Genomic DNA, 12,340 nt, shown 5'->3' on the forward strand with positions numbered 1-12,340 from the left:
CGGGGTCCGGCGAGAGAGCACCTTCCGCCGGGGCCTGCGAGAAAACCCGTGGGCACGGCGGCCGTGGGGCTCACGGCAACGGCGGGGAGAAAACCCCGGCGAGAGAGCACCTTCCGCCGGGCTCACGGGAGAACCCGTGGGCCCGGCGAAAGGCCTTACTCCGCGTCGAGATTCGCCAGGATGTATTCGAGCCGCTCGATTTGTTCCGTCGCTTCCGGCGGCAGGCCTTCGATCGCGGCCTGCGTCGCGGCGCGGGCTTCGGCGGGGCGGCCCAGGTCGACCAGCAGTCGGGCGCGCAGGCCCGCGGCGATCGCGGCTTCGGTGGTCGCGTCGAGGGCCAGGAACAGTTCGACGGCCGCGGTCGCCCGGGGCAGTGCTTGCTCGGGCCGCTCTGCGGCACCCAGCAGTTTGCCGCCGTTCAAGGCGACCATGGCTCGTTCCCAGCGGATCGGCGGCTCGTCGCCGTCGAGGTCCGCGGCGCTCTTTTCCGCTTCTGCCAGCACCGAAAGCGCCTGATCCGTTTCTGTCGCCCACTGCCATGACAGCGCTGCCTGACGGAGGTTGCGCACGGCGTCGACCGGGAGCTCCGCTGCCGTGTAGTACTCCGCTGCGCGCCCGTAGGACGAGGCGGCCTCGGCGTCGCGGTCGAGTTCGTCGAGGAGGTCGCCGATGGTCTCGGCCGCTTGCCCGGCGGCGGGCTGGTTGCCCGCGGCGGCGAAGTGCCCGAGTACCTGCTCCAGCAGGGTCAGCGCCGGATCCGGCTGGTTGAGTGCGCGGTGCGCTCCGGCGAGCAGGTAGCGCGCCCGGGCCAGTTCGTCCTCGTCGTCGCCCTGCTCCAGGACCTCGATCGCGGCCTCGGCGGCATCGGCGGCGGTCAGCGGGTCCCCGGCGCGTTCGGCCGCGGACGCCAGTCCGAGCTGGGCGAGCGCGGCGCCGGACAGGTCCCCGGCTTCGACCAGGTCAGCGACCTCGCCGCGGTAGTGGGCCACCGCCTCGTCCCGCAGGTCGAGGTCGGACGCGAGCAAGCCGAGCGTGTGCCGCACCTGGGCGCGCAGGCCCGGGGAGGCGGCGGACTCGGCGGGCCGCACCGTGGCGTAGGCCGTCTCGAGTTCGCCGCTCGCGGCGGCCATCCGCCCGGCGATGAGCCGCGCCCACGCCTCCTGCTCGGCCAACCCGGCTTCGGCGAACAGGTCCACCGCGCGTCCCGCCGGTTCCCGCGCCTCGTCCAGCCGGCCGCTGCGTGCGGTGAGTTCGCCGCGCAGCAGCAAAAGCCGGGCGGTCAGCTCAGCGGGAACCTCGGTGGCGGCGGCTTCGGCACGGCCGAGAATCTCGAGCGCGGCGTCGAGGTCGTCGTTCCCGGAAAGCGCCAGGGACCACCGCAGCAGCGCGCGGACGTGCTGTTCTACGTCGCCGAGCCCGGCGAGCGCCTCGGCCGTGCCGGCGAGAGCGGCGAGAGCGGATTCGGGCTCGCCCAGCTGGTAACGGGCGAGCCCGGCCTTGCTCGCCGCGGTGTGCCGGGCGACCTCGTCGCCTTCGGCCGCGAACAGTTCGGCCGCGCGCAGCCAATCCCGCACGGCGGCCTCGGGGTCGGTGTCCACGACCGCGGTCGCGGATCCGGACAGCCGCCGGGCGAGCAGCGACCCCGCCGGTTCCGGGCACAGTTCGTCGAACTTCGCCCACGCGGCTTCGGCGGCCTCGTAAGCGCTGAGCCGGGAGTGCTGGTCGGCGAGATCGGCCAGCTCTTCGGGAGTGTCCGGAAGGGACGGTGCGACGGGCGTCCGCGGCGGGGAAACCGGACGCGGACTGGTCAAGGACAGCGGGAGGTGGTCCACGATCGGCTCGGCGGCGAGGACGTCGCGGATCAGGTCGCTCTGCTCGCTGGTGCCGTTCCGGGCGTCGAAGCGGGCCGCGATGCCCAGTGCGCGCCCGGAAAGCTCGTCGTGCAGTGCCTGGACGGAAATCTCGCCGTCGGTACGGCGCACCGTCGTGCCGCCGTGCCCGGAATCGGCGACCAGGCGCAGGTTGAGCGCGGCGGCGGCGCAGAACTCCATCTCGACGTCCGGAGAGGGCGCGTCGGCGAGCCAGCCGAGATGCCGTTCGAGGATTTCAAGCCCGCGCACGTGGTTGCCGGTGAGCGCGCAGAACCGGAGGTGGCGGGGGAGGAGATCCAGGTCCAGCCGGTTGTGCCGGATCGTGCGGTACACCTGCCGGTGGGCTCGCGCGGCCTCCTCCAGCCGTCCGGTGCGGACAAACGGGAGCAGCAGCGAGGAGAGGATCCCGTTCGGCTGCTCGCTGCAGGTGAACGTGCCGCCGAGGACCGGTTCGGCGACCTCGATCGCCTCCTCGAACCGGCCGTAGCGGCTCAGGTGGGCGACCTTGCCGGACGGTTCGCAGCCGACGCAGTCCGACATCTCGCCGCGCGGGGCCGCGGCCCAGAGCCGGTACTGCTCGACAGCCGTTTCGTGGTCGCCGACGTGCCGCGCCACGATCTGCCGGTGCTGGTGCACCGGGTTCATCGCGTACCCGGCCGCCCGGTACCGGCGCTCCATGTCGTCGAGCACGGCGTAGGTGCGGTCCAGCGGCACCTCGGGAAAGTCGGTCAGCGACGTGACGATGGACTTGAACGACCAGAAGAGGATGTAGTCCCACCGCTCGTTGCCCTCGCCCTGGTCGTGCTTGGCGAGGCACCAGGCGAACGGCACGAACGACTTCGCCGGCTCGCCGCCGTGCGTGTACGCGCGGACGAGCGAGAGCCGGGCGGCGTACTGCAGGTCCGGCAGGCGCTCGGCGTCGGCGATCCGGACCAGGCTCTCCGTCGCGGCGATCTGGCCCTTGCCGAACGGAAGGGCCCGGGCCGACCCCAGCCGGTTCCACAGGTCCTCTTCGGTCGGTGCGGTCATCAGTTCTCCCGGTTCGGGACGGCGTGGTCGAGAAGGCTGAGGAAGGCCCGGTTGAGCAGCGCGGAGTCGGCGGGCCGGATCGGGTGCTTGCCGAGCAGCAGCGCCTGGCCGTAGAGGGATTCGACGGCCAGCGCGGTCAGTTCCGCGTTCTCGAGCCGGGAAACGCGCCGCACCAACGGGTTCCGGTAGTTGAGCACGAGCTGCGGGCGGTCCCGTTCCGGCTTTTCGAAGGCCGAGAGCACCCCGGCCCACAGCTCGTCGACGGCCTCCTTGGTCGCGCGCAGTTCGCCGGCGAACGAGGCGGCGCGGTCGACGAGATAAAGCACCGGGAGCGACGCGGGCTCGAACTCGCGCAGCACGACCTCGCAGCCGAGCCGGTCGACGCAGCGTTGCGCGGCCGCGACGAACGGCCGGACCGCCAGCGCGGTGTCCGGGGCGAGATCCGCGAAGGCGGTGGTGAGTTCGCTCGGGTCGAGCCGGTCGACGCGCACCCCCGGTTCGAGCGCGCCGACGCGTTCGACGAGTTCGCTGTCGTAGGTGTAGCCGCCGTTGATCACCGGCAGGTTCTGCGCGGCGGCGACCCCGGCCAGCTGGTCGAATTCGTCGGCGGTCGCGCAGTAGCGGAGCACGCCGTGGCGCGAGCGGAACTCGGCGAGCGTCATCCGGCCGACGTTCGTTTCCAGCGGCCACCACTCGTCGACCAGCCGCAGCATGTCGTCGTCGTGCAGCGCGAGCGCTTTGACGCCGAGGTGGTGGATCTTCAGGAACTGGTTCAGCCGCCGCGGGCTGGTCGCCGAGAGCCCGACGAGCCAGCCGCGCAGCTGCTCGCCGAGCGCTTCGCGGGTCGCGGCGAGCTGGTCGTCGTCGTAGAGCGCCTCGCGGCTCGCGGTGGGCCGCAGCTCGCCGGTGTCCACGACGCAGCGGGCGAAGAACGCCCAGTCCGGCAGCAGCCCGGGCGCGTTCTCCGCGAGCAGCATCCGCTTGAGGTACACGCGGTGCCCGGCGTGCTCGGCCGGGTTCGCCGGGAACGGCAGCACGTAGGCGACGCCGGTGAGCCCGGCCTCCGGCACGTCGAGGTCGACGACGTCGAACGGAGTGAAGCCGAGGACCTCCTGCGCGTAGCCGACGAGGTCCGCGGAGCGGTGCCCGGGGGAGCGCTCGTCGGCCTGCCACGGGATGCCGGCGCCGCTGATCGCCTTGCCGTTGACGGTGATTTCGAACGGCAGCATCGAGCCGTACAGCGTCGCGAGATCGGCGACCGTCTCCGGCACGAACCATTGCTCGGCGCCGCGGCGCGCGGTGAGGGTGACGGTGGTGCCGACCGTGTCCCGTTCGCCGGGCCCGACGGCGTAGGTGCCGTCCGCGCGGCCGGTCCACGAGACCGCGGGAGCGCCGCTCGCGGAACGCGTGACGACGCGGGTCTCGTCGGCGACCAGGAAGGCCGACAGCAGCCCGATCCCGAACTGGCCGAGGAAATCCCGCCGTCCGTAGCCGAGTTCGTCCCGTTTGGAGCTGCGGCCGATCGTCGCGAGCAGTTCGTGCACCTGCGCCTCGGACAGGCCGATGCCGGTGTCGGTGATCCGCAGCGTCCCGTCGCCGGCTTCGATCGCGATCTCCGCGGGCGCCGAATCGTCGGCCGCCCGGCGCGCGGTGACCGCGTCGACGGCGTTCTGGAGCAGTTCGCGCACGTAGACGCGGGGACTGGAATAGAGGTGCTGGCTCAGCAGGTCGACGACCCCGCGAAGATCCACCTGAAAACTACGGTTCACCCGTGCTCGACTCCTGTGCTGTGGCCGGAAGGAAGATCTGCCCGGCACATCCGCCGCGCACGCCCGGTCGTTACCGTATCGGCGGAACCCGGTGCCGGACATCGGTTTTCGCCTTTTCCCACGGCGACGGCGCGAGCCCGGCCGGGGCAGGGCGAAAGCGGGTTGCGGCGACGGGTTAACCTGGAGTCAGCAAGGCGTCGATCCGGCCATCACCGGGGAGCCTCCGGAAGAACCGGGCGGTCGCCGCCCGCAGTAGAACCGGACGGGTGCGGCCCGTGACAGCCGCGCAACGAGTGGCCCGGGAGCAGTGCGCCGGGCAAGCGGGGTGGTACCGCGTGACGCGCGAGCGTCTCGTCCCCGTGTGGGTGGCCGCCGGTCGCCCGTACGAGCGACGAACGCAAGGAGCACCCGGATGTACCCCCAGGCTTCGCCGGGCGGAGAGACCACGGTCCCGTCCCAGCCGTCGTTCCCCGCGCTGGAGGAGAGCGTCCTCGCGTACTGGGAGAGCGACCGGACCTTCCAGGCGACCATCGACGCCCGTCCCGAGGGCACCAACGGCGACAACGAGTACGTCTTCTACGACGGCCCGCCCTTCGCCAACGGCCTCCCGCACTACGGGCACCTGCTCACCGGGTACGTCAAGGACATCGTCCCGCGCTACCAGACGATGAAGGGCAAGCACGTCGACCGGCGGTTCGGCTGGGACACCCACGGCCTGCCCGCCGAACTCGAAGCGATGCGGCAGCTCGGGATCACCGAGACGACCGAGATCGAAGAGATGGGCATCGCGAAGTTCAACGAGGCCTCGCGCGAGTCCGTGCTGCGCTACACCGACGAGTGGCGCGACTACGTGACCCGCCAGGCCCGCTGGGTCGACTTCGACAACGACTACAAGACGCTCGACGTCACCTACATGGAGTCGGTGCTCTGGGCGTTCAAACGGTTGTGGGACAAGGGACTCGTCTACGAGGGCTACCGCGTCCTGCCCTACTGCTGGCGCGACGCGACGCCGCTGTCCAACCACGAGCTGGGCATGGACGCCGACGTCTACCGCAACCGGCAGGACCCGGCCGTCACGGTCGGATTCCGCCTGGAGGGCAACGACAACGACCTCGACGGCACGTACCTCCTGATCTGGACCACGACCCCGTGGACGCTGCCGTCCAACCTCGCCACCGCGGTGCACCCCGAGGTGCAGTACGTCGTGGTGGAAAGCGACGGCAAGCGCTTCCTGCTCGCGGAGGCCCGCGTCGCCGCGTACGCGCGCGAACTCGGCGAGGAGCCGGCCGTCGTCGCGCGCTACACCGGCGAGCAGCTGCTCGGATCCCGTTACGCGCCGCCGTTCCCGTACTTCGTCGGCACGGAGAACGCGCACCGCGTGCTGTCGGCGGACTACGTCACCACCGACGACGGCACCGGCGTCGTGCACATCGCGCCCGCCTACGGCGCCGAAGACAAGGTAGTCACCGACGCGGCCGGGATCGCCCCGGTGACGCCGGTGGACGACCACGGCAAGTTCGACGAGACCGTTCCGGACTACGCCGGGCAGCTGGTGTTCGACGCGAACCCGAACATCGTGCGGGACCTCAAGAACGGCACCGGCGGCGCGGAGCGCCAGGGCGCGGTGCTGCTGCGCCACGAGACCTACGACCACTCGTACCCGCACTGCTGGCGGTGCCGGAACCCGCTGATCTACCGCGCGGTGTCGTCGTGGTTCGTCGCGGTGACGCAGTTCAAGGACCGGATGGTCGAGCTGAACCAGCAGATCACCTGGTACCCGGAGAACGTCAAGGACGGCCAGTTCGGCAAGTGGCTGGAGAACGCCATCGACTGGTCGATCTCCCGCAACCGCTACTTCGGCACGCCGATCCCGGTGTGGCGCTCGGACGACCCGGCCTATCCGCGCATCGACGTCTACGGCTCGCTGGACGAGCTGGAGGCCGACTTCGGCGTGCGGCTGGACAACCTGCACCGGCCCTACATCGACGAGCTGACCCGGCCGAACCCGGACGACCCGACCGGCCGCTCCACGATGCGCCGCGTGCCGGACGTGCTCGACGTGTGGTTCGACTCCGGGTCGATGCCGTACGCCCAGGTGCACTACCCGTTCGAGAACCGCGAATGGTTCGAGCACCACTACCCGAGCGACTTCATCGTCGAGTACATCGGGCAGACCCGCGGCTGGTTCTACCTGCTGCACGTGCTCGCGACCGCGCTGTTCGACCGGCCGGCGTTCCGCACCTGCGTGTCGCACGGCATCGTGCTCGGCTCCGACGGCCAGAAGATGTCGAAGTCGCTGCGGAACTACCCGGACGTCAACGAGGTCTTCGACCGCGACGGGTCCGACGCCATGCGGTGGTACCTCATGGCGAGCCCGATCCTGCGCGGCGGCAACCTCGTCGTCACCGACCGGGGGATCCGCGACGCGGTGCGCCAGGCCGTGCTGCCGCTGTGGAACTCGTACTACTTCCTTGCCCTGTACGCGAATGCCGAAGGCAAGCAGGGGCAGTGGCGCACGGATTCGACGCATCTGCTCGACCGGTACGTGCTCGCCAAGACGCACGAACTCGTCACCGACGTCGAGTCCGCGATGGACGGCTACGACATCGCGGGCGCGTGCCAGACGGTGCGGGACTTCCTCGAGGTGCTCACGAACTGGTACGTGCGCCGGTCGCGCGACCGGTTCTGGGCGGGCGAGCAGGACGCGATCGACACGCTGCACACCGTGCTGGAGGTGACCTGCCGGGTCATCGCGCCGCTGCTGCCGCTCACCACGGAAACCGTGTGGCGCGGGCTCACCGGCGGCCGTTCGGTGCACCTGACCGACTGGCCGAACGCGCTCGACCTGCCCGCCGACGCGGCGCTGGTGACCGCGATGGACAAGGTGCGGCAGGTGGCGTCGTCGGCGCTGGCGCTGCGCAAGGCGAACAAGCTGCGCGTGCGGCTGCCGCTGGCGAAGCTCGTCGTCGCGGCCGAGGACGTCGAAGCGCTGCGCGGGTTCACCGAGATCCTGCGGGACGAGGTGAACGTGAAGTCGGTGGAGCTGACCACCGACGTCGCGGCACACGGCACGTTCGAGGTCGCGGTGAACGCGCGGGCGGCCGGGCCGCGGCTGGGCAAGGCCGTGCAGCAGGTGATCAAGGCGGTCAAGGCGGGCGACTGGACGACCAACGCGTCCGGCGCGGTCGTGGCGGCGGGCGTCGAACTGGTCGAGGGCGAGTACGACCGGCGCCTGGTCGCGTCCGGCGGCGGCGCGGCGGCCGAACTGCCCGGCGGGGCCGGCCTGGTCGTGCTGGACACCGAGGTCACCGGGGACCTGGCGGCCGAGGGCCTTGCCCGCGACCTGGTCCGCGTGGTCCAGCAGGCGCGCCGCGAGGCCGGTCTCGACGTCGGCGACCGGATCTCGCTGACCGTGGACGCCGCCGACGAGGTGACGGCCGCGGTGCGCAAGCACGAGGAGTTCGTGGCGTCCGAGACACTCGCGACGTCGGTGTCCTACGGCGAGGTGGCCGAGGGCTTCGACGGCACGGTCGGCGAGGGCGTGAAGGTGCGCGTGGCGGTCGCTAAGGCGTGACGAGCCGCGGTCTTGCTCCGGTCCTCCGGGGCAAGACCGCGGTTTCGGCAAAAATTCTTGGCGGAAACCGCAAAGCCGCCCGCACCATGTGGGCATGAGCGAAGAGTTCGACGCCGTGCTGGCCGCGGTCGGGCCGCGGCTGCGGGAGCTGCGCCGCCGGACCGGGATCACTCTCACCGCGTTGTCGGAGACCACCGGGATCGCGGTGAGCACCCTGTCCCGGCTGGAATCCGGGCAGCGCAAACCGGGTCTGGAACTGCTGCTCCCGCTGGCCAAGGCCTATCAGGTGCCGCTCGACGAACTCGTCGACGCGCCGCCCAGCGGCGACCCGCGCGTGCATCTCCGGCCGTTCGACCGCAACGGCATGACGGTCCTGCCGCTGACCCGCAAACCCGGCGGGCTGCACGTGTACAAGCAGATCCTTCCCGCCGGGCGGACCGACCGGCTCGACCCGGATCCGCGTTCGCACGAGGGATACCACTGGCTGTACGTCCTGAGCGGACGGCTGCGGATGATCCTCGGCGATCAGGATTTCGTGCTGAAGGCCGGCGAGGTCGCCGAATTCGACACGCATCTGCCGCACTGGTTCGGCAACGCCGACGAGCACGCGGTGGAATTCCTCAGCATCCTCGGGCCGCAGGGCGAACGATTCCACCTCAGGGCCCGCTACCGGCCCAGCCGGTGACTCCGGACGGACGGGCCTCGGCTCCTGCGCCCGGGGAAGCGTCTGCTAGGGATTTCCCCATGACTTCGAAAGCCGCCGCCGAACCGGCCGCCGCCGAACCGGCCGCCGAGGGGCTGGCCGCCGGCCTGCGCCAGCGGCACCTCGCCATGCTCGCGATGGGCGGCGTGATCGGTTCGGGACTGTTCGTCAGCTCCGGCGTCGGGATCAAGCTCGCCGGGCCCGGCATCGTGCTGTCCTTCGTGCTCGCGGGCACGCTCGCGATGCTGGTCATGCGCATGATGGCGGAAATGGCCGCCGCGATCCCGTCCAGCGGGTCGTTTTCGGTGCACGCCGAGCGCGCGTTCGGGCCGTGGGCCGGGTTCGCCATCGGCTGGCTGTACTGGGCCGCGCTCGTGGTCGTGCTCGCCGTCGAGGCCACCGCGGCCGCGATCATCGTGAACAGCTGGCTGCCCGGCATTCCGCAGTGGGCGCTGGTCCTGCTCTTCATGGCCGTGCTGACCGCGGTCAACTTCACCGCGGTGTCCCGCTTCGGCGAGCTCGAGTTCTGGCTGGCGCTGATCAAGGTCGTGGCGGTCGTGGCCTTCCTCGTCCTCGGCGTGCTCGCGTTCCTCGGCGTGCTCCCGGGAACGTCCTTCGTCGGCACGACCAATCTCCTCGGCAACGGCGGGCTGCTCCCGAACGGCTGGGAAGGCGTCGGCACCGGCTTGCTCGCGGTGGTCTTCACCTTCGGCGGCCTGGAAGTGGTGACCATCGCGGCCGCCGAATCCGACGACCCCGCGCACGCGGTCGGCAAGGCGGTCCGCAACGCGGTCGTGCGGATTTCGGTGTTCTACATCGGTTCCATGCTGGTCATCGTCTCGCTGCTGCCGTGGTCGAGTGTCCACATCGGACAGAGCCCGTTCGCCGCGGTGCTCGAGCGGATCGGGATCCCGGCGACCGGGCAGATCATGAACGTGGTCGTGCTGTTCGCCTTGCTGTCCACGCTGAACACCAACATGTACGGCGCGGCCCGCATGGTGTACTCGCTGGCACAACGCGGCCACGCGCCGCGCGCACTGACCAAAGTGGACCGCAACGGCGTGCCCGTCTCCGCGGTCGCGGCTTCGGTGCTCTTCGGGTTCGTCGCCGTGGCGCTGAACGCGCTCTGGCCGGACACCGTCTTCCAATACCTGCTTAACGCGGTCGGCTCGGTGCTGCTGATCGTGTGGATCCTGGTCGCCTGCACGCAGTTGCGGGTGCGCAAGCAGCTGGAACGCACCGCGCCGGAGAGCCTGACCGTGCGCATGTGGGGCTTCCCGTACCTGACCTGGGCGACGCTCGCCGCGATGATCGCGATCCTGGCGGTGATGACCGGCGACGCCGACGCCCGGATCCAGCTGATCAGCTCGGGCGTCCTCGTGGCGGCGCTGGTCGTGGCCGGGATCTGCTGGCAACGCGCCCGCCGGGCGACTGATCAGACTGTATAACGACCTATACGGCGCGGCGTTGATCACGAATCCGTCGCGTTCCCCGAGGTAACGCCCGGTCCCGCGCTGCGATGGGCAAGCTGAGCCACGGACGCGGGCGGACCGCGTGGGCGAGGGGGAGGCGACGGTGAGTCCTGCCGGGAAGAAGGGCGTGCTGATCGGGGGCGCGCTGGTCGTGGTCGCGATCGTCGTGGCCGCGGTCGTGCTGCTCAACGGCGGCGGAACGACAGCGGCCTCACCAGGCACGGAGTCTGCCTCGACGGCCGCGGAGCCGAGCGACCCGACGTCGGCGGCCCGCACGTACCTGCTCGCTTTCGCGGGGAAGGACGCCGACGCCGCCAGCAAAGCCACCGACGCTCCGATGGACGCCTCTACCGCACTGCAGGACGCGTGGGCGACGCTCAAGCCCAAGGAACTGACCGCGAAGCTCGGCGACGTCGGCGCGGCGCAGGGCGACAAGGCCACCGCCGGCTACACGATCACCTGGAATCTCGGCCCGGGCCACGTCTGGACGTACACCGGCAGCCTCGGGCTCGTCCAGGCGCAGGGCAAGTGGCGGGTCCACTGGGCTCCGACGGTGCTGCACCCGAAGCTGGAAGCGGGGCAGCGGCTGGCGATCGCGTCCTCGGACGTCCCGGCGGTCGTCGACCGCGACGGCAAACCGCTCGTCGTCTCCGGCGGCGGGGGACTGAAGCTGGCTGACGACAAGGCGTTCCCGCTGCTCCGTTCGGCGCTCACCGGGCACGGGCAGTCGTCCGAAGCGTTCGCGGTCGAGCGCGTGGACGCCTCGGGCAAGAACCTCGAAGCACTGTTCGGAAACCCCGAAGGCGACCACAAACCGGCTGCCACCGGGCTCAGCGTCGCGACGCAGAACGCGGCTCAGGCCGCCGTCGACGGGTATCACGGCAAGGCCGTCCTGGTCGCCATCCAGCCGTCCTCCGGCGACCTGCTCGCGGTGGCGCAGAACGCCAGCGTCACCAACGCGGCGTCGGCGTTCAGCGGCCAGTACGCGCCGGGGTCGACGTTCAAGATCGTCACCGCGACCGCGGCGCTGGAAGCCGGGATCGTCACGCCGGATTCCACGGTTCCGTGCCCGCTGACCGACCGGATCGGCACCCGCACGCTCTCCAACGAGGGGTTCGACCTCGGCACGACGACCGTGCACAAGGCGTTCGCGAAGTCCTGCAACACCACGTTCGCCCGGCTCGCGTCGCAGCTGCCCGCCGACGGGCTCGCGAAGGCGGCCACCCAGTTCGGCCTCAACGCCGACTTCTCGATCGAGGGCCTGTCCACCGAGATGGGCCGCGTCGACCCGGCGGCGAACGCGGACGAACAGGTCGAGGACGGCATCGGCCAGGGAAAGGTGCAGGTCAGCCCGATGGGAGCGGCGGTGATGGCGGCGACCGCGGCGTCCGGGCGCGCGGTCGTGCCGCGGCTGTGGGAGGACGGCACCAAGGTCAACACCGGCTACCACCCGCCGTCCGGCCCGGTCCTGGCGGCGCTGCGCGGGATGATGCGCGAGGTCGTCACCGGCGGCACGGCGACCGGCCTGGCACACTCCGGCCCGGTGTTCGGCAAGACCGGCACCGCGCAGTTCGGCGACGGCGCGGAGGCACACGGCTGGTTCGTCGGCTACCGCGGCGACCTGGCGTTCGCGGTGTTCCTGGAGGGAGCCAACGACTCCAAGCCGGCCGTCTCGCTGGGCGCCAAGTTCCTCGACGCGCTGTAGGGACCCAGCAGCGCGGGTGTGCGGCGGGTTCCTCTCCCGTTGAAAGTCCGTGAAGGGCTCCTTGAGGGAATCTGACCTGGATCCACCGATTTGAGGTTTTGCTGATCTTGGTGGTGGGTGTGCGGGTGGTGTTTGTTGGGTGGGCGCGTTGGTGTGGCTGGCGTCGCACCAGCGTGTCCACTGTGGGTTCTCCGGTCGGTGGTGGGCTGGGTCGGCG

The 12,340-nt window shown here is 70.9% G+C and carries 6 protein-coding genes; 4 read left to right on the plus strand and 2 right to left on the minus strand.

Going from position 1 to position 12,340, the window contains the following annotated elements:
* Window positions 1-155 precede the first annotated feature (155 nt).
* Window positions 156-2,900: a hypothetical protein gene (locus PUT80_RS43440; RefSeq protein ID WP_275295605.1), complete on the minus strand. Its 2,745-nt coding sequence runs from the start codon at window positions 2,898-2,900 to the stop codon at window positions 156-158.
* Window positions 2,900-4,669: an HSP90 family protein gene (locus PUT80_RS43445; RefSeq protein ID WP_275295606.1), complete on the minus strand. Its 1,770-nt coding sequence runs from the start codon at window positions 4,667-4,669 to the stop codon at window positions 2,900-2,902. Before PUT80_RS43445 ends, PUT80_RS43440 begins: the two co-directional genes overlap by 1 nt.
* A gap of 412 nt (window positions 4,670-5,081) precedes the next feature.
* Between PUT80_RS43445 and ileS the strand changes: the two genes are divergently transcribed.
* The 4 genes from ileS (at window position 5,082) to PUT80_RS43465 (ending at window position 12,123) form a co-directional block, all read left to right on the plus strand.
* Window positions 5,082-8,243 carry an isoleucine--tRNA ligase gene (gene ileS / locus PUT80_RS43450; RefSeq protein ID WP_275295607.1) on the plus strand — a complete coding sequence of 1,054 codons (3,162 nt, stop codon included), beginning with the start codon at window positions 5,082-5,084 and terminating at the stop codon, window positions 8,241-8,243.
* Between the two features lie 94 nt (window positions 8,244-8,337).
* Window positions 8,338-8,928 (plus strand): XRE family transcriptional regulator, encoded by a 591-nt coding sequence (locus PUT80_RS43455; protein ID WP_037812410.1) that lies wholly within the window; start codon window positions 8,338-8,340, stop codon window positions 8,926-8,928.
* A gap of 59 nt (window positions 8,929-8,987) precedes the next feature.
* Window positions 8,988-10,394 carry an amino acid permease gene (locus tag PUT80_RS43460; RefSeq protein WP_275295608.1) on the plus strand — a complete coding sequence of 469 codons (1,407 nt, stop codon included), beginning with the start codon at window positions 8,988-8,990 and terminating at the stop codon, window positions 10,392-10,394.
* 127 nt (window positions 10,395-10,521) lie between these two features.
* Window positions 10,522-12,123 carry a penicillin-binding transpeptidase domain-containing protein gene (locus PUT80_RS43465; protein ID WP_275295609.1) on the plus strand — a complete coding sequence of 534 codons (1,602 nt, stop codon included), beginning with the start codon at window positions 10,522-10,524 and terminating at the stop codon, window positions 12,121-12,123.
* Window positions 12,124-12,340 lie beyond the last annotated feature (217 nt).

The sequence above is a fragment of the Amycolatopsis sp. La24 genome, assembly GCF_029087445.1.
GTDB lineage: Bacteria > Actinomycetota > Actinomycetes > Mycobacteriales > Pseudonocardiaceae > Amycolatopsis > Amycolatopsis nivea.